The sequence below is a fragment of the Pseudomonas sp. OV226 genome (genome assembly GCF_003148705.1).
Taxonomy (GTDB): domain Bacteria; phylum Pseudomonadota; class Gammaproteobacteria; order Pseudomonadales; family Pseudomonadaceae; genus Aquipseudomonas.
In genome coordinates, this window is record NZ_QGGS01000018.1 from 100,983 (window position 1) to 120,621 (window position 19,639).

At 50.9% G+C, this 19,639-nt stretch carries 23 protein-coding genes and 1 pseudogene; 7 read left to right on the forward strand and 17 right to left on the reverse strand.

Annotated features, from left to right (window positions below):
* Window position 1: 1 nt before the first annotated feature.
* The 3 genes from C7534_RS23565 to C7534_RS32385 all read right to left on the reverse strand — a co-directional run bounded on the left by C7534_RS23565 (window position 2) and on the right by C7534_RS32385 (window position 2,695).
* Entirely contained in the window at window positions 2-811 is an 810-nt protein-coding gene (locus C7534_RS23565) for a TniB family NTP-binding protein (RefSeq protein WP_158283935.1), read from the reverse strand.
* 73 nt (window positions 812-884) lie between these two features.
* Window positions 885-2,027 carry a Mu transposase C-terminal domain-containing protein gene (locus C7534_RS23570; RefSeq protein WP_158283936.1) on the reverse strand — a complete coding sequence of 381 codons (1,143 nt, stop codon included), beginning with the start codon at window positions 2,025-2,027 and terminating at the stop codon, window positions 885-887.
* Window positions 2,028-2,047: 20 nt separating this feature from the next.
* Entirely contained in the window at window positions 2,048-2,695 is a 648-nt protein-coding gene (locus tag C7534_RS32385; protein ID WP_146206188.1) for a helix-turn-helix domain-containing protein, read from the reverse strand.
* Window positions 2,696-3,016: 321 nt separating this feature from the next.
* Between C7534_RS32385 and C7534_RS32390 the strand changes: the two genes are divergently transcribed.
* Window positions 3,017-3,892, forward strand: a complete 876-nt coding sequence (locus tag C7534_RS32390) for a hypothetical protein (protein WP_146206189.1) — start codon at window positions 3,017-3,019, stop codon at window positions 3,890-3,892.
* On the opposite strand, the gene C7534_RS23575 is transcribed toward C7534_RS32390, so the two are convergent.
* A complete protein-coding gene (locus C7534_RS23575) occupies window positions 3,889-4,347 on the reverse strand; it encodes a DNA-binding protein (protein ID WP_158283937.1) in 459 nt (152 codons plus the stop codon). The two genes, C7534_RS32390 and C7534_RS23575, sit on opposite strands and share 4 nt — an antisense overlap.
* Window positions 4,348-5,062: 715 nt before the next feature.
* On the opposite strand from C7534_RS23575, the gene C7534_RS33350 reads away from it, so the two are divergent.
* Window positions 5,063-5,227, forward strand: coding sequence for an MbcA/ParS/Xre antitoxin family protein (locus C7534_RS33350; RefSeq protein WP_442963230.1), 165 nt, complete (start codon window positions 5,063-5,065; stop codon window positions 5,225-5,227).
* A gap of 154 nt (window positions 5,228-5,381) precedes the next feature.
* Here the strand turns inward: C7534_RS33350 and C7534_RS23585 are convergent, their stop codons facing one another.
* The gene (locus C7534_RS23585) at window positions 5,382-5,666 is read right to left on the reverse strand and encodes a helix-turn-helix domain-containing protein (RefSeq protein WP_109787207.1); all 285 of its coding nucleotides are present in this window, start codon (window positions 5,664-5,666) and stop codon (window positions 5,382-5,384) included.
* Window positions 5,667-5,752: 86 nt separating this feature from the next.
* On the opposite strand from C7534_RS23585, the gene C7534_RS23590 reads away from it, so the two are divergent.
* Entirely contained in the window at window positions 5,753-6,280 is a 528-nt protein-coding gene (locus tag C7534_RS23590) for a hypothetical protein (protein WP_256594804.1), read from the forward strand.
* A 626-nt stretch (window positions 6,281-6,906) separates the two neighbouring features.
* Here C7534_RS23590 and C7534_RS23600 read toward each other — a convergent pair.
* The gene (locus tag C7534_RS23600; protein WP_109787208.1) at window positions 6,907-7,695 is read right to left on the reverse strand and encodes a nucleotidyltransferase domain-containing protein; all 789 of its coding nucleotides are present in this window, start codon (window positions 7,693-7,695) and stop codon (window positions 6,907-6,909) included.
* Between the two features lie 579 nt (window positions 7,696-8,274).
* Here C7534_RS23600 and C7534_RS32545 point away from each other — a divergent pair.
* Window positions 8,275-8,427 (forward strand): hypothetical protein, encoded by a 153-nt coding sequence (locus tag C7534_RS32545; RefSeq protein WP_158283938.1) that lies wholly within the window; start codon window positions 8,275-8,277, stop codon window positions 8,425-8,427.
* 314 nt (window positions 8,428-8,741) lie between these two features.
* On the opposite strand, the gene parS is transcribed toward C7534_RS32545, so the two are convergent.
* From parS to C7534_RS23620, 3 genes are all read right to left on the reverse strand, one after another.
* Window positions 8,742-9,218, reverse strand: a complete 477-nt coding sequence (gene parS / locus C7534_RS23610) for a type II RES/Xre toxin-antitoxin system antitoxin (protein ID WP_109787210.1) — start codon at window positions 9,216-9,218, stop codon at window positions 8,742-8,744.
* Window positions 9,219-9,406: 188 nt separating this feature from the next.
* The gene (locus tag C7534_RS23615; RefSeq protein ID WP_109787211.1) at window positions 9,407-9,625 is read right to left on the reverse strand and encodes a BPSL0761 family protein; all 219 of its coding nucleotides are present in this window, start codon (window positions 9,623-9,625) and stop codon (window positions 9,407-9,409) included.
* 371 nt (window positions 9,626-9,996) lie between these two features.
* On the reverse strand, window positions 9,997-10,185 hold the full coding sequence (locus C7534_RS23620) for an AbrB/MazE/SpoVT family DNA-binding domain-containing protein (RefSeq protein ID WP_109787212.1): 189 nt from the start codon (window positions 10,183-10,185) through the stop codon (window positions 9,997-9,999).
* Window positions 10,186-10,472: 287 nt separating this feature from the next.
* Between C7534_RS23620 and C7534_RS32910 the strand changes: the two genes are divergently transcribed.
* Window positions 10,473-10,691, forward strand: coding sequence for a hypothetical protein (locus tag C7534_RS32910; RefSeq protein ID WP_109787213.1), 219 nt, complete (start codon window positions 10,473-10,475; stop codon window positions 10,689-10,691).
* Between the two features lie 276 nt (window positions 10,692-10,967).
* Here the strand turns inward: C7534_RS32910 and C7534_RS23630 are convergent, their stop codons facing one another.
* The 8 genes and pseudogenes from C7534_RS23630 to C7534_RS23665 form a co-directional block, all read right to left on the reverse strand.
* Complete coding sequence (locus tag C7534_RS23630) at window positions 10,968-11,537, reverse strand: YSC84-related protein (RefSeq protein WP_109787214.1); 570 nt, start codon at window positions 11,535-11,537, stop codon at window positions 10,968-10,970.
* A gap of 390 nt (window positions 11,538-11,927) precedes the next feature.
* Window positions 11,928-13,301 (reverse strand): transposase, encoded by a 1,374-nt coding sequence (locus C7534_RS23635; protein ID WP_109787215.1) that lies wholly within the window; start codon window positions 13,299-13,301, stop codon window positions 11,928-11,930.
* 119 nt (window positions 13,302-13,420) lie between these two features.
* A pseudogene (locus tag C7534_RS23640) lies at window positions 13,421-14,040 on the reverse strand (tyrosine-type recombinase/integrase).
* Window positions 14,041-14,076: 36 nt separating this feature from the next.
* The gene (locus tag C7534_RS23645; protein WP_256594811.1) at window positions 14,077-14,295 is read right to left on the reverse strand and encodes a hypothetical protein; all 219 of its coding nucleotides are present in this window, start codon (window positions 14,293-14,295) and stop codon (window positions 14,077-14,079) included.
* The gene (locus C7534_RS23650; RefSeq protein WP_109787216.1) at window positions 14,292-14,546 is read right to left on the reverse strand and encodes a hypothetical protein; all 255 of its coding nucleotides are present in this window, start codon (window positions 14,544-14,546) and stop codon (window positions 14,292-14,294) included. The genes C7534_RS23645 and C7534_RS23650 overlap by 4 nt, the downstream gene beginning before the upstream one ends.
* Window positions 14,543-14,821 carry a hypothetical protein gene (locus tag C7534_RS23655; protein WP_109787217.1) on the reverse strand — a complete coding sequence of 93 codons (279 nt, stop codon included), beginning with the start codon at window positions 14,819-14,821 and terminating at the stop codon, window positions 14,543-14,545. The genes C7534_RS23650 and C7534_RS23655 overlap by 4 nt, the downstream gene beginning before the upstream one ends.
* Before the next feature lie 368 nt (window positions 14,822-15,189).
* Window positions 15,190-16,050: a transporter substrate-binding domain-containing protein gene (locus tag C7534_RS23660; protein WP_109787218.1), complete on the reverse strand. Its 861-nt coding sequence runs from the start codon at window positions 16,048-16,050 to the stop codon at window positions 15,190-15,192.
* Window positions 16,051-16,709: 659 nt separating this feature from the next.
* Window positions 16,710-17,615: an S-type pyocin domain-containing protein gene (locus C7534_RS23665; RefSeq protein ID WP_109787219.1), complete on the reverse strand. Its 906-nt coding sequence runs from the start codon at window positions 17,613-17,615 to the stop codon at window positions 16,710-16,712.
* Between the two features lie 956 nt (window positions 17,616-18,571).
* Between C7534_RS23665 and C7534_RS23670 the strand changes: the two genes are divergently transcribed.
* Both C7534_RS23670 and C7534_RS32635 read left to right on the forward strand, forming a co-directional pair.
* Window positions 18,572-18,919: a DUF4810 domain-containing protein gene (locus C7534_RS23670; RefSeq protein ID WP_109787220.1), complete on the forward strand. Its 348-nt coding sequence runs from the start codon at window positions 18,572-18,574 to the stop codon at window positions 18,917-18,919.
* A gap of 13 nt (window positions 18,920-18,932) precedes the next feature.
* Window positions 18,933-19,511, forward strand: a complete 579-nt coding sequence (locus tag C7534_RS32635) for a hypothetical protein (RefSeq protein WP_177412272.1) — start codon at window positions 18,933-18,935, stop codon at window positions 19,509-19,511.
* Window positions 19,512-19,639 lie beyond the last annotated feature (128 nt).

The following is a 19,639-nucleotide window of genomic DNA, read 5'->3' on the forward strand; positions in this document are numbered from 1 at the left end:
GCTATCGTTTGATGCGCCGAAGCAACGACACTCCGTATTTTGCTGCTAAAAAAGGCGCATTAGTGATAAGCTCAATTGTGATCTTTTCTATGCCAGACGAAACAGCTTCTGCAGCGCAAACCTGAATGATTTTTACTACGTTATCCATCACGCCATCCGCTTGCTTTAATATAGCGGTTGCTAATTCCTTACTGTGCAAATGCGAGGGTTGTTTTAAGGGTAGTGTGCGCTCATAAGCTGCAATAAACCCCCTGAACTCTTCGTTCAATTTCCATTTCTCTAAAGGCCACTGCAAGTAGCGGCGTTCCAATTGTGGGTCTAGACGAAGAGCCTCGCTTGCCTTATCTACACCAAAGGCGAAAACACTAAGATTGTACTGATCACCGGAGAGGTTTTTGAGTAGCGAAAGGTTGATTTTCTGCTGCATTGTCGAAAGCGTCACGGCGTCGTGGATTTCGTCAATGACAATACCTTTGATATTATTTCGTTCGACAGTTCGTGCAAATTCTTTTGACGCATTGTACCCGCTGAATTTCTTGGTGACCTCCATACCAAATGCTTCGAGCAGTAGTTCCCTGAAGTTGTAATTATTCGGGTTCTGCCTGAAGCTCATGAATACCAATTTATGTTTTTCATTTTTGTTGACTTCTTTTATTTTATTGATAATGCTTGTTTTTCCGTACCCACCACTACCCCAAACCAGCATGCAGGGGGCCTGAACCTTGTTTTCAGTTCGTAACATGTAGTGCATTGCATTCAAGATCGCTTGGGAGTTGGGGTATTCGATAAATACGTCTTGTAGACATATCATGAGTCGTTCCTCCTTAGTGAGGTTTAACAAATGTTGCCTTGATTGACGCACATGGCTTACATCGATAGTCGTATCAGTCATTTTGGTCAAATAATCTAGGAGTTAATGAAAAATTTACTTCGCTTTCGTCAACAATAAAGTCGTCGCTAGGAATATGCGCATCCCAGACAGCTTTAGGAATACCATGCTTACGTTGCTCGGCGTGATGGGCGTTTCCTTCCAATTGTTTACTCGCTATCTTGGCGATACGAGTGCTTCGTTGGCTGTTTTTGACCAGTGCATTATTGGTGCGCATTTGCCTGAGCGCATCCTCGTCTGTGATTGTGCCTGGCGGTATTTTTTTATTGTGCTGGCGGTCGCATCGATACTCTTCATAGCTGATATAGTCTTGCCCTGAGGAAACTTGTGGAACTTTAACGTATTCACTATCAATGCTTACCCATACTATGGTCATGTCAAATGGGTCGAACTTTACGACAACTCTAGCTCGTCCCTGTATGCGATTTAACTGGCTTGAATAATAGCGCCTTTTATTCAGGGTTATACCGTTATTTCTCACGGGCTTTATTGTTTCTGGTAAAAAATCCAAATAAAGCGCTCGCGGATTTATCGCTACTTCAGGAAGTTGGATTTCGGTGCTATCGAACGCCTTCTCCCAAGCATCCTTAGGAGAGGTTCCTAGCTCGGCATGGACCGTGCCGTGATATATAAGGACTTGTCCGGCAAACCAAGTACAAAACTCTTTAAAGGTTAATGCAGATTGTTTTTCGCTATCGTAGTCTCCACGCTGTTGAGTGTTAGAGAACGTAGTGCCAGGTAAAAAATGGACAGCCGAAGTCATAAATGTGCCTATTAGGCGCTCTATATGACCTCCCATGTGCTTTTTTCCAGGCTTTCGCCACTCCGGTTTTATTTTGTATTTACGCATTGCAGCTTCAACAATCGGAGAGCGAAACTCCGCAGCATTGTCCATCAATAAACGTTCTGGAAATCCAAAATACGGGTAGTGACATGACTCGCTGGCCAATTGAAAGTAACCTGTATTCTTAGGAAGCATCGCCATGCCCATGGTTTGTTGCACAGATATAATTGAGGGTGGAAACATAGTTAAGTAGTAACCCAGTATGACGCGTGTGTGTAGATCCATTATTACCGACAACCAAGGCCTTCCAATTATGATTGTGCGGTCATGTTCGGCACGGAGGAGAAGGTCCACGCGCGTATGATCCATTTGAGCTACTTGTAGCGGATAGTCGGTATGAGCAATACCGGGTCGAGGCTGAAACATTTGATTTGAAGAATCAACGCCATGTTTTTCCTATAAGTGTTTTTTTGATCAAATCCCACGATTATTTTTTTTACCGATGCCCTGCTCGGTGAAGTCAGGCCTTTTGCAAAACATTCACTTTGTACCTGTTTCCACACATTTGAGTATGAGGCGGACCGGCCGTGATAGTGCTCGTTGTAGCAATCCGTGATGATGGTTTTAATTTCTTCAGTAACTCTCATGCTCCCTTTGTGAGGCCCAGGGTTGCCTTTTATTAACGTAACTGGGCCTAGTTCGGGGCTGTATTTTTTTTTCAGAGCGTAAAACGCAGTTTTTTTTAAGCCAAGCATGTCGGCAGCTTGTTTTACAGATAATGAACCGCCTAAGTAAAGTTCGATAACTACTGAACGTTCGCCAGCTAAAATTATTTGTGTGGCGTTATGCTCGGTAAGAATTCCCTCTATTTTTTTATGGCTTTCTAGGCTGTCACTAGATTGGGGAATGGGTTGGATATGTGCGACGTCTACAACCGATATGGTTTCGCAACCATAGTCACTGACTATAACGTCTCCTTTTTTTCCAATATCCCTAACTATCGACAGTACTCCATTAGCCACCACGAGTTGGCCTCGTTTGATTGCAATCCTCAACATAAACTCCCAGAAGGTATAAATATCAGCATTTTGGGTTCCGATGCGTCGTCATACAGTACGTTGTCGATAGCGTGACTGCTGATACCGTTTTCGTAATTAAAATGCTAAGAGGGAATTTGGAATTGCGCTAGATGCGAAATATAAATATTTTTTTACCGTGAAACCCAGTAAACACGGGATAAAATGGCGTTGAAATGTTTACGCATCGACGACTAAAAAAATCTCTTGCCTCCGTACCATTTTGTACGGAATGATATTTTTAGTTATCCGATACGGTGGTGGTCGATGGGGCGCAAGAGAAAGACACTAATACAGGTGCTGAAAGCATCAGCTTTAGCTCACCTGCTGGCGGTACTTGCGGGTGTGAAGCCAAACGGGCATCAACTCGCAAGGTGGTATGAGAGGGAACTGGGATTGCCCCATGAGTCTGAATCTAATAGTACCTGGGGGAGATTTCTTGAAGGTTTAATGCCCCAAAAAACTAGATTGGCTATATTGCTTGATTTGGAACCTGCACTCGTTAAATTATTTAATCACCCTTTGTGGGATATCATGGATGAGGAATCTGATTTAGTAGATATTTATTCTATTTTAAAAAATAGGACATATCCAAAAAAGTCATTTTACTTGTCTTCACTCGAAGATGACATGAGCACAATGTCAGCGCTGGACCGTATTGCGTTATTTGTTTTAATGATATTGTCGGCCGAAGATCATGAATCCACTGTTTCTATAGTGACTAATTGGTTGGCAGACAGTTACGCCCAGCTTAGCCTAGAGCCTGAATGGTTTTATTTGAGTACGGCTTTATCAAATTTAATACTAATAAGATTTGAGAGCGTCCCTTGGTTTTCTTCGGCCGAATTTATTTCATCTAACAATGAAGCAAACCATAAATTCTGGAGCGCTATTTTTGATGATTACAAGGAGAATAAGCGAGATTTGAGTCCTGCCACGTGGGCGGTATGGTGCGGTTCGGTATCTCGCTTGAATTGGTTAGAGAGAAAAGCATATCTAGAGTTTGTAGGTAACGCTTCACCTTGCGATTCCGATGAGAAAAAGACTGAACAAATATATGTCTATAGGAAAGTGCGCAATCGTCGATATGAACTTATCCGAAAAGCGCGTAGGCTCTCAATTGATTTCTTGATGGGCAATTAAGGTTTGACGGATTTATTAAGCGACTCTATAAGCTGCTGCTGAAAAAATTGTAATGTGCTCAAAAGGTTTTGATATTTTAGATTCTCTTCCTTTAGTTCCAGAAATATCGTGGTGATTTCTTCTATCACTTGGGGGTTCGAAGTGACTGCGCGAAGCTTGTTAATGGTCTCTAACAGGCGAACGAAGTCATTGCTACGACTCCACGAGTCGGAGGAGTTTTTGAAGCGGACGTCAGGAATATTGAACCTCGTAGTCATTCGCGATTGATCCGAACAGCTGTCTGTGTTTTTAGCTTTCAAAGCTCGCAGATGTTTTACTATAGTGGTTTTTGATCCATGATTACCTAGTTCCGTACGAATAGCGTCCAAAGTTGGCTTAGTACCATTCTCCTTTAGTCTGAATAACGCTTGCTCTACCATCTCTTCACTAATAATCGGTCGCATGATTTCATCCACCGCCAGTCCAGGGATTATCTTACCATAAGCGCACATGGATGCTAGCAACAGCGATTCTATGTTCGGGCCGATGCTATATAGAATCGTAGTTAAATCGTACAAATTAGGCGTCGGACCGTAATAGCACCTTCCTATCGCTCTACAACGCGGCTCGCGCTTTTACCCAGCTTAACGTCGATCATTGCAATTTCCAGTAGAAGAGTCAGTGGCCACACGAACTGGTATCGTACGCTCTAGTGTACTACCAGTATCTTCTGATCCATCATTTGGTACTTTAAGGAAAATAGCTTCGATATTTATCAGGCTCTAGCATGCGTGGCCGATTATTTGATATCAACTGAAACATATTGATTAAAGTTGGAAGATCGCCTTCACGTCTGACCAGTTTTGCAGAATGTTAGCAGGTAGATGCATACCCATATGGTGCTCCTTACGTAGAAAACACGATGAGAGCCATCAATCGCTTTGTTTGTCGGGTTCGCTTGGAAACGTTGTTTCTAATTTCTATAGATGCTTCCGATCAAGGCCTTCACGCACCCATCGAAGCGGGTTTCACGAGTGAGAGTATCTGTCGTCTTTTTGAACCTCCCGTCATCAGCGCTACTGTGCGCGACCAAATTATCCCGTATAAGACGCTCACGCGCACGTTGACAAATGGAAACCGGCTCACAGCCATCGAAAGTGATCGCTTGTTCGTGCTGTACACATCATTGCCATAGCCGACCAGCGGTTCTGCGACCAGCAGAAAGCAAAACGCTGGCTTTCGGCTTCCAAATCACGCTTTTCGGGCAACAGTCCGTTCGCGATGCTTTTCACCTTCCAAGGCTCTCACCTGGTTGAGGAAACGTTGTTTCAGGTCGCAGAAGGTTTCATATTTTGATCTGCGACACCGCAGCGCTTATTGGTGGTGAGAAAGCCAGATACGCGATTGGATTAGAACGGCTAGACGCTTCTGCGGTGAAACAGAGGCAGCAATTGACGGCTAGTTTTGTTCAAGTAGAAGTGTGTGTTTTTTAGACGAAAGAACGATGCGGTCACCCGCGCTGGCTGTCTTCAATCTCGCGCCGAATTCGTTCTACCAGCGAATCGAAATCAGCTTCTGGGTCAAGGAGTAAAAAACTCTTCACAAGTAGGGTGAGAGGGTGCACGTCCATCCTTTGAGCTAGCTCCGATGCCTTCTCCAGCGTGACATTTTTAAGCCCCCGTTCAAGCGTGCTGAGGTAGGTCCTGCTACTGATTATTCCGAAGTCTTCTTGTGTTAAGCCACGACGAATTCGAGTGGTGCGTAATGCGATGGCAAATGCCTCTTTGAGTTCCATTGTGTTCGACCCACAAAAGGAACGATGAAGCCTTTTTGAGTTCTATAGGGCTACAATCTATAGTATTCATTTTTTTGGTAACTCTTATGACTTCGCTGCAAATTACCTCCCGTCAGGTAGCTGCACATCGCAATGCAGATAGCTTCTCCACCATGATCTTGGTAGCGGTTGCAAATGTTATTCATCCTGAGCGGGGGACCGAAATAGTCAAACGCCTGTCGGGGCAAAACCTGGTTGAACTCTTTTTAGAGCTGGATCATCCAGATTCAGAAAAAGATCTCGTTGGTATCCTGCTAGCGGTACCTCCACAGCTAAATGGTTCGCCCCAGTGGGTCGCGGAGACTGTGGTCGATTTCGCTCAAGTAAAACTTCGGACTCCCGTCGAGCCTTGCGTGGATACCTTTGCGTATCGCCTCGCCTCCAACGAGGTTTTCCGCGACAACGAGAAGATCGATCCTGCGGATGTCTTGTGCTGGCGTTCACTTTATGAAGTATGCACGCCTGATGGCCCCGAGGCTGTAGAGTTGCTTGCCCACCAGACTTGGCTATCCGTTGTCGTTGCTCGGTTGGTGAATGCGGTTAATTCTCCTGATGCATCAGGTGATATTGAGTAATCGACGCTGTCTTCTCGGCACGGCCTCGCTGCCGCCTCGTCCACAATGCTGGTAGGTCGTACCACGGGACCCAAAATGAAAGGAAAACGTAAGATCAAAAACGCCAAGTGGCTTTTGATGATTCAATTTCAGGTCGAGTCCCGTCGGACATGCGCAAAACGATCAAAAAATGCGGCCAGTAGATTCCTAGACTCTGTCTCGCCTTTTGTAATGGAATGCGAGCCTTGTGGAAGACTTGCGGGTGGGGCGTGCCGAGCGGCAACTGAGGCAATCATCAATCAATAACTCCGCTCCCAGGTACCGAGTCCCATGCTCACTTCGAACCTTGCAGATCTCCTCGCTCAGACCGTTGATGCAGTGACGCACGTCGGTGAATTACTCGTTGCCGAATGGGGAAGGGTAGGAGGACCACGTGGTGAAGGCGACAAGGCAGAAGTGGATATGGAAATTGAAGCTGTTGCGAAATTGCATTCCACTTGCCCACCCGTTTGCCTTCGACTTGGCCAGCACGCTTCGTAACTATGACCGGCAAAGAGCGACCCAAAGCGGATGGTCAAAGTGAACGCGTGCGCATTGCTTTGACGATCCGTTATCGGTTTTTCAAACGCTTTATTCCATTGGGCACCTCATCCCCAAGTTTCTTTGAGTACAGTTCGAAACAGCTCCGAAAGTAATGGCTCAACGTCTTTGCGCTCGGTGCGTATCGGCTTAATGGACTCAAGTCGATTCAGTTCACGCTCAATGAATTGTTGGATGGGAGTGATCTGGGGTGATAACCCCATCTCCGGAGACGCGCGCTTGATCGCAAGCAATTCATCAATGGCCTGCTGGAGCCCGGACTCTCGCTCGATGACACCGCGCAGCTTCTCAAACTCTATGGGGGCAGGTGTACCAAACTGCTCAAGCCACCGCACCGATAACAGCGGGCGCAGAACGTAGAAGTATTTTTTCAGCGGTACCTGAGGGGCCTGCAAATATCCCCTATAGTTGGTTTTGGCCATGCTGCGATAGTGGTAGACGCCACTCTCCAACGAATACACCTGCGGCAATAACTCCTTTGCCCGCTCGTGGAAACAGCCAGCATGCTCGTAAATGATGGTCGACTGTATCCACTCCACAAAGCCTGGATTGGACTTCCAAAATAGCCTGAGTGCCTTACGTAGATCCCAGCCATTGATATCCATGTCGTCAATGATCGGATACTCGATGACGTCGCGTTGCTCCTCGAGGCCGACAGAGAGATACCACTCGGGTTTATTTACGTAGATGAAGCGTGCGTCGTAGTCGCTGTTGGGAGAGGCAAATCCCCAGGCACGACTGCCAGACTCAATAGCTAAAAGAACTTTCACGTCATGCTCGTTCTCAGCACGACGTAGCCGGTCTCGAACCTCTTCTTGAACAACGATAGAAACCATGAGCCAACTCTAATGAGACGATGTTTCGACTGCACGCTACTCATCCCGTGGTGGACTGTCCAGTGACCGCTTCTGGCCGTACTTTGCCGGTCTTCACTGTGGGAATACTGGTAGATTTCGATGCATTCGGGTGGTTCGGCGCTGCATTTCGTAGCTAGGCGCGCAGCTTACGCTGCGCGTAAAGCTTTAGGATTAAGTAAAGAAATTTTGTCATTGCGGGTGATTTATGCATTCAGAGAAAAGATTTCTTTCCCTTAGAGCTGATATTTAAGTGCAAAGTGGAGAAACAAAACGACGCATCTACCCGCGCGCGATGAGTTTCGTCGTCATTGGGTTTCTCGGTATCACGAGTAGTCGAAATCGACCCAAAGAGAGGGTGGCGACAGGCAGAAATCGGCTTCAATCTCACCAGCTTTGAGCGAATACGATAAACAGCCCTAGGTTGGCTAGGGAAGGTTGGGCTGACTGCGCATGTAGGTACTCACCTTAAATTGTGCAAGGTGAGCTGGACGGACGCTTACCTCCAAGTTGCGTAGACACGTCCAGTAGGCATCACAGTGAGGCTTTGCAGGAGGCGCCATGATCAAGCTGAATCGCTTCGGTGCCCTCCAACCGGCAAAATGCTCGCCCGTTCTTGGTTATGACGAAACTGTGCCCCTGGGCGACCAGCGCAATAAGGCGTCGGAGTCGCCGGCGAGCTTGGCTACAGCTGACGGTTGTCAACATAACTGAGGCACCTCTTGTATGGGGTTCTAGGGCGTAGCGTCATGCAGCCCTCACGTGCAGTGCAGTTCGTCGCACCTATAATCGAAACCGTTAGGCAAACACGCTCCAGCGTCCCCCTAAACGAAAAGCCGAAAATCAGTACCTGCCCAGTCATTTAGCTGACGCCGCATAAGCGGGTCTCGATGAAACATTCGGTTTTTTCTCAACACTCGGCTGGCAGTGGTTGGTCGACCATGGCAATACCGACCCGTCGGATTCCCCAGGATGAATCGCGAAGACCGGTCGCACATTTCGCCCTAGCTTATTGCCAACGCCTTCCATCAGGTTGCACCACCCCACTCAAGGGCCTGAAGAATACGACGAACTTGTTTAGCGCCGATCTCGGTTTCGCAGAGCATGATCGGTGCCGTCCCACCGAGCGCTTTATTCGGTGCCGACATCCACTGTGTGGCTGTCATTTGTGTCTCAAATATCGCCTCAGCCAAGCGACTGAGCGTAGCAATTCTGTCCACACGCTCGGAGGCGACAGAATCCAGTTTCTTGTGCTCTCGCCGGCGTCTTTCCAGGGTCGAAATTGAGGCATTGAGCAGCGTTTCCAGGTGGCGCTCTTGAAGGTCGAAGGCCAAACGAACAACCTGGATGAGGTCAGCGGGCAACCCTTCTTTAATTTGGTGCAGCCTCTGCGCATCCGTCAGCGACTCTTGATCGGAACAGAATCGCCAAAAGGCCGCGATCGCCACCTCTCGAGACACCTCTTTCTTTTTTACCGGACGTCGAGTCGCAGTTGAAGTGCTCATTAACACTTCCCCCCAATGATTGCCCATCCTAAGGAATATGAGCTAACACCGGTCTAACCGGAAGCGCCATTGAGCGCCAGTGGAATTCCATAACACCCTAGGTCGATGAGGCGAGGGAGCCCTTTCCCCTCTACCTACCCATGGCTCAGGATCAGCGGCTTTGAGCTGATGATGAGTGGCCACGGCGGTCAATCGATGCTGGAGCTCAGGAAGGGTTCGGTCAGTCGGTCGACTCTGCGCTCTTCGAGCTGCCCAGCCAGTAGGATCTCGTTGGCAAGGGGATAATGGCGTAACAGCTGACGGGCCTGACGGCGAATGGACTCTGACTGCGCAGGATCTTGCGCCAGCTCGACCAGAAGGTCTCGCGTCTGGATGAGTGCGCGCGTGCGCTCGTTGGGCATTGTCATGGTGTCCTCCTCGCACACACCGTGCACGGTCCAGCCGCTCCGCGCTTGATGGCGTCCGACGCAGTTTTTTACCTGGTAAATCGCCTACAGCCTACACCTAAACCAAGACGGCCCATTGAGTCTATCACCGGGATCGGCCCGGGCTTTTTGTGAATCAGGCCCCTGTCCTTCTCGGCGTACCGCCAATCGCGCCTCTGCGCGCCAAAACCGTCATGAGGTTTGAGAATCTTGGTTTCTCACACCTGTTGAATTGCTCACTTCAAGGGTGAGTTGGCCATGTCACCGCCGGCAACTTGTGTTCAATCGCCGCCGCTGAGATGTGCCGTTCGCTTATGCCCGTTTGAAGATTAGGTGAAGCGCGCGGGCTCGACTCAGGGTGTAGCTGAGTCGCTCGACTTCGGCGTCAGGACTATCGCATCTTCGATCACTTCAATCGTCAACACGTCACCGATGCTCAGTCCAAAACTGGCGAGAAGATCCGTCGGCAAGTCAATGATGACGTCGCCACTTCCATCCAAAGGATCTTGGCATTTCACTGTCCAACGTTTGGCTTCGGTCATGATGTTACTCACACTTTTTGTCGTGGCGGGCACGATTCATTAAGCTCGCAATGTCTTCGCATGTTAAATCATGATGCTGACTGCTGAGGACTTCTTCTGGTCGTTCACTTCTGGTCATGTTTGCTAAGGGAGTGGGTCCAATCCGGGGCAAGTGGCTGGTTAGGTCGAATGCAAATGGGTGGTCAAGTCAGTTCAAACACCCAAGTGTCAGCGGATCTGGAGAAGTGGCTCCAGCCAGCGGTGAGTTCAGCTAGTCTTCCCGCACCGGTTACTCAACGACGACCCCCATGCCAGATAACTCTGAAACGAATATAGCCACAGCAGACGCTCTGACACTGCTCCTGCACAACCAGCACGCCATATGTGCGGCCATTGAAGAGGTGACCAAGTGGCTCTCTGAGAATGGAGTGGGGAGTGTTGCCGCTAACGCAATTGCTGCCATGGAAACGCTGGACAAGAATGCTCAAGGCATCACAGACGCTATCATGAGACTACGGCAATTATAGGCATCATCTAACGCCCTGTTACCCATCTTTCACTAGCGAGTCCCGATGTAATGCGGGAAAAAATGGGATTCTTTGTGGGAGATTACATTCCACTCGCCCCCCCCATTTGTATGTCCACCGACCAGCCGTTTGAATTCAACTTGACCTACAGGCGCCGCAGTGACGACCGGCAGAGAACGACTCATTGCTGCCCTCCGCTAAGGGCAGCCAGGGATTGTGAATTCAGCAGGTCGATGCAACACAACCCAACTCAGTGTTAGCGATATGCAGACGGCCTCAACGATTGAGCCTGGTAATTTTTGAACCCTGCAATCCCAGCCCGGCCATTAAGCCCTTTTGATCAAAGATGAACGCATAGACATCGGACTGAGCCGTCGAGGTAGTCAACGATTTGGCCATGCCCGAATCTACGACCACGATGCTTGGGCCCACGCCGACCTCAAATCCATTAACATTTTTCAGGTCGTTCATCGCTGAATAGGTCATGAAGAACATCACGTATCCAAACCGCTGCACGCCCGCCTGAAGGCCGTATGAGGCCGCTGTGGTCGCGAAGTATCCCGTGACTTTTCCGTTCTCAATGAGTTCGCCTTCGCCATGCTGTGCGCCGGCGATGAGGCCCGCTTTCAGCACATCAGGGAAAACGAGGATACCCTTGGCTCGCTGCGCCAGGGCGCGCGCTTGCGGCGTTTTGGTATACAAACTCTGTAACGCCGCGTTCGCGTCCCGGTTCATTTCTGCGTTAGCAGCCTTCACATCTGAGGCGGAAGTAGATTGATTCGTTTGGCAGCCCGCCGTGATCGCGAGTACTGAAATCATTGCCATCATTCGAAGATATTTGATCATGAGCAATACTCCGTTTCTGAACCTGCCATTGAGGAACCTGCGTGGCGATAGCCGTTGCGGATCAAAGACTGACGGGGTCGATCTTTCCCTTAGACTTTAATCCTAATAAGCAGTTGGTCAAATGCCATGCACATGCACATGCACATGCACATGCACATGCATGTGCCTCAGACGAAATCGACAGTCAGCTGTTGGCCGATCTCTGCCCTTTACGAAGGGCGGCTTTGGGTCGATTCTGTTGAAAAAGTCGGATTTTCAGCCTGAGTAAAATCAAGCACAGCTACCACCGGATAGCCTACTCACCACTTTGTGTGGTTTCTCGGCCCTTCGTTGACCTTTGCTGCGTCGTTATTGGGTTAATTTGAGGTTTTTGGCTTAGTGCAGGCGCACCTATCCCGTGACTGGTGGCCCTTGAGATGTCAGTTTGGCCAGCCGACGTAGGTTCTGCACTGTGGCTGCCAGCGTGAACTCATCGGTCGCGCCACTCATGCCACGTAGTCGCAAGCGATCCAATTTCAGGATGCGCTTGAGGTGGGCAAACAACATTTCGACCTTCTTACGTTCATGGCGAGAGCGCACGTACTCCGGCGTCGCTGCGATGCGTCGAGCGACATCACGAGCGGCTTCATGAACGCTGCGAGCGATCTTGCGAAACGACGTGTTCGGGCAGCACTTGGCTTTCATCGGACACGTCGCGCAGTCGGTCTGTCTGGAGCGGAAGATGATGGTGTTGGCTTTGGTGACGTGCAAACGCTCGTTCTTGAAGGCTCGCCATTCACTGCGTAATACGTTGCCAGCTGGGCAGCGGTATTCCTCGGCCTCTTCATTCCAGTGGAAATCGTTACTCGAAAAACTGTCGTTCTTGCGCTCGGTTTTGTCCCATACCGGCACATGCGGCTCGATGTCTTTTTCCTCCACCATCCAGGCCAACATCGGCGCTGTACCGTAAGCGGTATCGCCGATGAGGCGATCCGGCTTGATGTCGAACTGCGCTTCGACCCGGTCGATCATGGTCTTTGTACTCTCGACCTCAGCCGTGCGATGAGCCGGTGTGGGTTCCACATCCATGATGACGCCGTGCTCGGTATCGATCAGATAATTCGTAGAGTAAGCGTAGAACGCTGGGCCGCCTGGAGCTGCGGTCCAGCGGGCTTGAGGATCAGTCAGCGATAGGCGCTTCGGCAGCGTTTCGGCCAAAGCCTCTTCATCGAGCGCCTCAAGATACTCACGTACAGCGCGGGTGCTAAAGGCCGGATCGCTCCAGTTGATCGGCTCATCGCCCGGTACGCCGCGTTGCCGGCTGGCATCCGCCTTGATGATGCTGGCGTCCACGGCAAAGCCTTCGCCCTTGACCAACCCAGCGTCCATGCAACGACGCAGCACCTCGTTGAACAGCCAGCGAAACAGATCGCTGTCCCGAAAACGGCCGTGTCGATTTTTGGAAAAGGTCGAGTGATTGGGGACTTCATCTTCAAGGCTCAACCGGCAGAACCAGCGATACGCCAGGTTCAAATGGGCCTCTTCGCACAACCGGCGCTCTGAGCGAATGCCGTAGCAATAACCCACGATCAGCATGCGGATCATCAATTCAGGATCAATCGACGGGCGCCCAATCGGGCTGTAGAAGTCGGCGAGGTGATGGCGCAAATCACTCAGATCGAGACACCGATCAATGCTGCGCAGAAGGTGATTGGCTGGGATGTGATCTTCAAGGTTGAACGAGTAAAACAGTCGCTCCTGCCCACTCGATAACTGTCCCATCATGCTGTGTGATCCCCCGCCGGCCAATGCAGCAATTTTGCCGCAGCCCAGACATGGGAGCTACTTTTTCAACAGAATCGGTCGAATAGCGACGGTCTAGCATCGACCGTCACTAAGGATGCTCAGACTTCAGTCTGTTCCGCCATTTCCAGGGCATCATCGACCTCGATTCCCAGGTATCTGACGGTGCTTTCAAGCTTCGTATGTCCCAGCAAGAGTTGAACTGCTCTCAGGTTCTTTGTTCTGCGATAGATCAACGATGCCTTGGTTCGTCGTAGCGTGTGAGTACCGTACATGGTTGGGTCAAGGCCAATGGCGGTCACCCACGCTTTGACTATTCGAGCGTACTGTCTGGTGGAGAGATGGTTAGAGTCATGCAACCGGGTCGGAAACAAGAAATTCTCACTGCGCAGGTGGCCTGATGCATCCAAACCTCCAAAACCGTTCGGGTTTGCTCAGTGATTTCAAATTGTACTGGGTGATGAGTTTTCTGCTGCATCACGATGACCCGTGACGACACATGTTCCCCGTGGGCTATGTCTCGGACTCGCAGCTTGGTTAAGTCACAGGCACGCAGTTTGCTGTCGATGGCCAAGTTTAAGAGCGCCAGATCCCGTGTCTTCTCCGCGAGCTGGAGTCTGACCCGAATGGCCCAGATATCTCTGACTCGAAGTGGTGCTTTCTGCCCGACAATCTTTCCCTTGTTCCAAGGCTGATGGCTGTGTGCGGCATTAGTGTTCATGGCTGATCCTCCACGTTGAGGGAGGATGAGGGTGGATCAGTCACAGTGAGTGAGGGGCGCAATTCGACCCACAGCGGTCAGGCTGGCCAGGTGCGCACCTTCTCGCGGCGTGAACGCGCCGGCACCCAGCGGGCGCCGAGGCGGATCGACAGCCCAATCCGGCCCGCCATCGACCTTGGCCACCAGGCATTCGCCCACGGCGTGCTGCTCGACTAGGGCGCGGAGCACCTCTTCCTGAATGCCTTCACCAATCACTGCTCATGCTCCACGCGCCGCGCCGTGGCCGCGTTGTCGAAGGCCACATACAACCCTTCAAGGCTCGCCGTGTTCAGCGCCTTGACGGTTTCCAGCCCCAGGACAAAACCTTCAGCGCGATCAGCGGCGCTGAACAGCTCGTCCGCCGTGCGCGCCTGCTGAATGCGCTCCAACAGTTTCAGCGCCTGGGTGCGCATCACCGCCGGCAGGTTCAGCGTGGTCAGCGGGTCGTGTTGGTCGTGACCAGTCATTGCTCGGCCTCTAGCAGGCGCTGCGTGACGCGCGCATGCAGGTCTTCGCGCACGCGCACCAGGGCGTGGAAGGTGTCGAGGTCGATCACTTGCGCCTGACTCAATGCCGCGCCCCAGCCTTGTGCGTGCGCGGTGCGACGCTCCAGGGCGCTCCAATCGCCGGCCTGCTCCAGACGGTTCGCGATGTCCTGCCAGGCTTCTTGCAGGGAGCCTGGCAGGGGCGGCGTCGGTGGCGGCAGCTGATCGGCCGGGATCGGTGCGGGTGAATGGGGCATGGTGGGATCCTCCGTTTTCGAGTCAGTGGCGGTCTGCGCGTAAACCAGACTACGGGGGGATGGTAGACCAGTCATCAAGGGGCTGGTGTCCGTGGCCCATCAAGAAGGCCCCCGCACCGGGCTGAGGTGCGGGGCTGTTTAACATAAGCGGTGATATGAGACAGACCTTGGTGGTCTAATCGTTATTATGTAACTTTGGCGTGACATAGGGGGGGGCTTATGCCACGCATAAAACGATCAGTTCGTTCGCCACGTAACTTTTTGTAAACAACATAACATCCGAATCTTCTGGCGGCTGGTTGCTCTCAAATAGAAAGATAATGTCACGAGGATTACTCAAACAAAAATAGCGCGACACATAAGTGTTACTATTGCGTGACATCAGCATTAAAATACTTTTCAGATATTTTTTTCAGCGTGCCATCGGTACGGAGCCTCTCGATTGCCTGATTCACCGCCACCTGTAATTCAGGTTCGCCTTTGCGGAGGGCAATCCCCACTTCCTGACGAGATAATAGCTCGCCGGAAAGAGCCAAGTCAGAGAGTGGATCAAATCCCCAATTTGTTTCATATTTTCGATCAGAAAACATATCCTTGGGATGAACATGAGCATTGACCACTTGAATGGCATCAAAGCGTTTTTCCAGAACAATATCGATCACGCCATTACTCAAATCGTGGTACATCACTGCGGGATCGTCATAAGTCTTGATGATGGCTTGCGGGGCATTGGCCGTGGAGTAGATAGTGTATTGGTATATGCCAATTTTTTTGCCATTCAGATCAGTATCTGACTTGATCATGCCTGCATTTTTTTTCATCGTCAGGGCCTGTATTCCGAACACAATGTAGGGCGTTGAGAAGTCGAAATTCTCCTTGTAGTCGTCGGTGACGGTCCACTTACCAATGATCAGGTCTATGCGCTTGCTTCCAAAAGCAGAGTAACCATTTATCAATGATGCAACTAAGTTGTCCTGCTTTGAAGGCCTCAATTTGGCTTTAACCCCTAATTCTTTTGCTATCGCCTCGGCAAGTTCAACCTCGAAGCCGGTTAGCTTACGACTGGCATCCATATAGACAAAAGGTGCGTTGCTATCAAATCCGACGGTTACTTGCCCCTCCTCGTTGATTTTTTGAAGTTGCTGCCCAGCAGTAACTTGTCCTGGCAGACCGAGACCTAGTGCTAACCAAAATGAGAGCGCCAGTAGGGCACTGCAGTGCTTATTCATATGTGAAGCCCTTTATGTACGAGAAGCCGATGATAAAAGAAACTGCCGCGCTTTAGAAAATGTTCGAAACAATCTCGGCAAGTGAATGCTGATTTTTTCAATACCGGTCGCCACTGAATTGAGAGCCCTTTATCCTGACTGGGGATAACATTTGGCGGTAGAACCATAAACAGGACGGTGGGTGTAGCGGCTCGATAACATTGGCGGCCCGACCCGATTACATCGCTCATTTCGGGATCACATTAGCTGAGAATATCGGGCAGCTCCGGCCCACAATAAATGAGAATGAGCCCTCCGGCCACGAGCAGAGCCAGAGAAAACAAAGACAGCTTTTTCCATAGGTAACGCCATCAAATGCCAACCCTTGGATGATCAGGGTAAAAGATCACTCAATGAGAAGCGCTACCGGATGCGTCAACTGGGAGAGAGATCCTGCCAGACGCCGTATTTTCCGTATGCATTTCATTACCGTCAGTTCCTAAACGGCTGGTTGCAGTTAATGTGAGCACGTAGAAATCGATTGCAAGCATGCACCGCTGAATACAAGCACAGACGCAGTTAATGTGAGCGCGAGGCGCCCGTCAGTCGCATTTAATCTGAGCAGAAAAGCTCATTGATTGCGAGCAGGGCCATTTTCGATTGCAAGCCGCTACAGATAGTCACATAGCCACACCAAGTTCACCCCACCGCACACTCAGCGACAGGTAGATCGGCGCAATCGTTGGTTGGCTTGGAAACCAGATAATCGCGTCTTGGTAATCGGGTGGGTGCACCGGATTTACCAGGATACGATCAGCCTGCTCAGTCGGTGGATATACCCACGCCGCAGGCTGCAACGAGGCTTCCTCCAGCGGCGGAATCCGTAATACGACACTAGGATCGACGGAGGGGGTCCAGATGACCTCGATGCCATCCCCCATGGCCGCAACCAGTTGCTCGCCACGTATCTGCGCCGGGATTACGGGTACACGCTGCCACTCTCGTTTTGTCCCAGTATAAAACCCGTACAGACTCAGGGTGCCATCAGGCTGGTGTTTAACGCTCACTCGCACCCGTGTAACGCCTTCGGTCAGCTGTGCGTATTGTTCCGATCGGTAAAGCGCGCTGTCGGGTGAAGTCGTGTCCGGCAGCACAAGGCCAACGATGATCTTCACATTGGGCGGGGCCAGCGTCGACAAGGTGCCCCCTAAGCGCTTAGTTAATTCCATGACGCTACCTGAACCGCCGATCCACTTCAGCGCGGTCCCTGCCGCAGTGACTGCCTTCCCCGTGCCCAAAACAGCATACGCGCCGTACTGACTGAGCAACTCAGTTGGAACAAACCCATTCGGGTTGCTGAAGTTCATAATCCCGTCTGGTAACGCACACGACTTAGCGAAGACGCAGCCTCTGAGTAACGTTGAGGGCGTCTTTTTCGTTGGAGGTGGAGGCTCTGGTCGTGGTGGTGGCTCGACCAATTGCCGATCACGCTTTTCTCTCAATAACGCATCTAGCCGCGTCTTTTCATTCAACGCCCGCTCATAACTCACCTTGCGGTGGTGGCCTGTCCAGTTCCCTTCAGTCATACCGTGCTCTTCCTGACTATTCAGTCAACGAGTGTGACGGCATAAATCTAAAATAATCTGGACCGTTTGCGCCAAATGCTCTGCTGGATGCGTCACCCAACCCCGTGCCTTGTATTTCTAGGGCTACTCAAAACCGTACTGGAATAGTTGCGACTGCGACTGCGCTTGCTAGTGCCGTGGATGGTGTGTGAATGGCGCATCCCTCAGATACCTGGCCGTATCTGACTCAATACGTGCGTCCACCACCTGCTTGGCTGCGCCTTTGTATAGGGTGTGACTGCCATCCCCAAGCTTGTCGTAGGAGGGGGACGCAAACGCGCGGTGTCCTCTAGGGCAGCACCCACCCTGCGACTGCTGGATGATTTCAACCGTGTCGGAACTGAAGGTCATAGCAATCTCCCCAAATTTATCGGTGCGACGCTTGCATTCTTATCTCATTTCGGGACGTGCAGTTGACCTATTCGGTCAAACGATTGGCACAAACGGGCGATCCTCTCAGCGTCGCAACCTTTACCCTGATCAGAAGTAATCAAATCAAGGGCAATCGAGAGAGGCCGCTTTTGGGTGCTTCGGCTCGGTCAACACTCATCGGTCCAGCAAGGTAACCTGATCACCGATTCCTTATTGCGCCAATTTGCAAGCTAGAACTTCAGGGGTGAACCAGTATGCGAACGGTTCACTTCGGGAGTAGGGCGAGTGGAGAGTAGGGCGAGGGTGTCGAGTAATTTTTCTGAACGGTTTTTTTTTGGGGGGGGGCGCGTCAGGCCACTACCTAGGAAACCCCAAGGCGGTGAACGAACTTGAAATGCCGATCTATTTCAGCCTGGGCGTTTTGCTTTATTCCCAATAGACGCTGCCGAACGTGTTTTAGGGGGAGCAGAAGAACTAAAAGCTATTTATAAAGGGTTGTACGTGTGACTAGGCAAACTTCAAGAATCTGGTGTCTCGCTTGGGTTTTGCTGCTGATCGTTTTGACGATGACAGGATGTAAACAACAAGTGAAGTTACCCCAATGGGACGGCTACACCCCGCCGGTTTTTCCTGATTACCGGGGAGACGTCGTACAAGCGCAGATTGCTACTTTGGAAGCGGACATCGAGGATTATGAGGCGCATGATCTTGACGTTCCTCCGGGTTATTACGCCCAGTTGGGCCTGCTGTATTTTAGTTTGGGCAGAACTGAGCAACTGCGTCAGCGGATCAAGGCCGAAGACGATCTTTTTTCCGCGTCGATCGACTACTACATGGATGCCTTGATGAAGAACGCCCCGACAGTCGAGTTACTCGCAGACACCGCCCGATAGATTGGTCGGAAGCGTGTACGGGCTTGGTTTTCTTTTGTTCGTGGCGATTTGCCGCGCCATCATTTTTGAGAGTTGTCAAATGGATGTTCGTCCGTTGGTCTTGCCGGTCTCCCCGTCATCTGGCGTCGTGCTGTCGGGTGAGCGCCTTTGCCGCCAGCCCCAGCGCGGAATGGGAAGGCTGTTGACCAGCGTCATGTGCCGGCAACCTCAGTGGGGTCAGGTCGACTACGACGGGGTCAGTGCGTTGGATGCCAGCCTAAACCACTTGGGAAATGGCGTATTGATCGTTATCGCTTCGTCCTATACCAGCGGCCTGCAACTGGACAGCAGTGACGGTTGCAAGTTGTTGGCTGAAACCGATTTTGGCCTGGCAGTCGCACAGTTTATCAATCATGGGCGCGGGTTGCTCAACGCCAAAGTGCAGGTCCACGACAGTGAGCACGGCCAGAACAACCGTAGCGGTACTTTTTCAACGGAAGGAGAGCAAATGAGCGCAGTCGTTTGGTGTGTGCACCTTTCGGCGCGTCGTGGCGCGGCATCGATTGGATCGCCATACAACGTCGTGTCAAACGGCGAGGCTGCTCGCCGCTAACGTTTCGAAGAGTTCTGATTCCGAAGAAAAACCGCAAGACTAGACGTCTCGGAATTCCCGCGATGAAATACCGAGCCATGCAGGCGCTCCATTTGCGGGCTCTGGAGCCCATAGCGGAAACCACCGTC

Coding starts and splice junctions, on each gene's coding strand:
- C7534_RS23585 (WP_109787207.1), bottom strand. CDS start 5,666: ATGGAACTCAAAGAGGCATTTGCCATCGCATTACGCACCACTCGAATT.
- parS (WP_109787210.1), bottom strand. CDS start 9,218: ATGAGCACTTCAACTGCGACTCGACGTCCGGTAAAAAAGAAAGAGGTG.
- C7534_RS23650 (WP_109787216.1), bottom strand. CDS start 14,546: ATGACTGGTCACGACCAACACGACCCGCTGACCACGCTGAACCTGCCG.
- C7534_RS23630 (WP_109787214.1), bottom strand. CDS start 11,537: ATGATCAAATATCTTCGAATGATGGCAATGATTTCAGTACTCGCGATC.
- C7534_RS23660 (WP_109787218.1), bottom strand. CDS start 16,050: ATGAATAAGCACTGCAGTGCCCTACTGGCGCTCTCATTTTGGTTAGCA.
- C7534_RS23590 (WP_256594804.1), top strand. CDS start 5,753: ATGACTTCGCTGCAAATTACCTCCCGTCAGGTAGCTGCACATCGCAAT.
- C7534_RS32390 (WP_146206189.1), top strand. CDS start 3,017: ATGGGGCGCAAGAGAAAGACACTAATACAGGTGCTGAAAGCATCAGCT.
- C7534_RS23620 (WP_109787212.1), bottom strand. CDS start 10,185: ATGACCGAAGCCAAACGTTGGACAGTGAAATGCCAAGATCCTTTGGAT.
- C7534_RS23655 (WP_109787217.1), bottom strand. CDS start 14,821: ATGCCCCATTCACCCGCACCGATCCCGGCCGATCAGCTGCCGCCACCG.
- C7534_RS23665 (WP_109787219.1), bottom strand. CDS start 17,615: ATGACTGAAGGGAACTGGACAGGCCACCACCGCAAGGTGAGTTATGAG.
- C7534_RS23565 (WP_158283935.1), bottom strand. CDS start 811: ATGATATGTCTACAAGACGTATTTATCGAATACCCCAACTCCCAAGCG.
- C7534_RS32910 (WP_109787213.1), top strand. CDS start 10,473: ATGCCAGATAACTCTGAAACGAATATAGCCACAGCAGACGCTCTGACA.
- C7534_RS23600 (WP_109787208.1), bottom strand. CDS start 7,695: ATGGTTTCTATCGTTGTTCAAGAAGAGGTTCGAGACCGGCTACGTCGT.
- C7534_RS23635 (WP_109787215.1), bottom strand. CDS start 13,301: ATGATGGGACAGTTATCGAGTGGGCAGGAGCGACTGTTTTACTCGTTC.
- C7534_RS32545 (WP_158283938.1), top strand. CDS start 8,275: ATGATCAAGCTGAATCGCTTCGGTGCCCTCCAACCGGCAAAATGCTCG.
- C7534_RS23615 (WP_109787211.1), bottom strand. CDS start 9,625: ATGACAATGCCCAACGAGCGCACGCGCGCACTCATCCAGACGCGAGAC.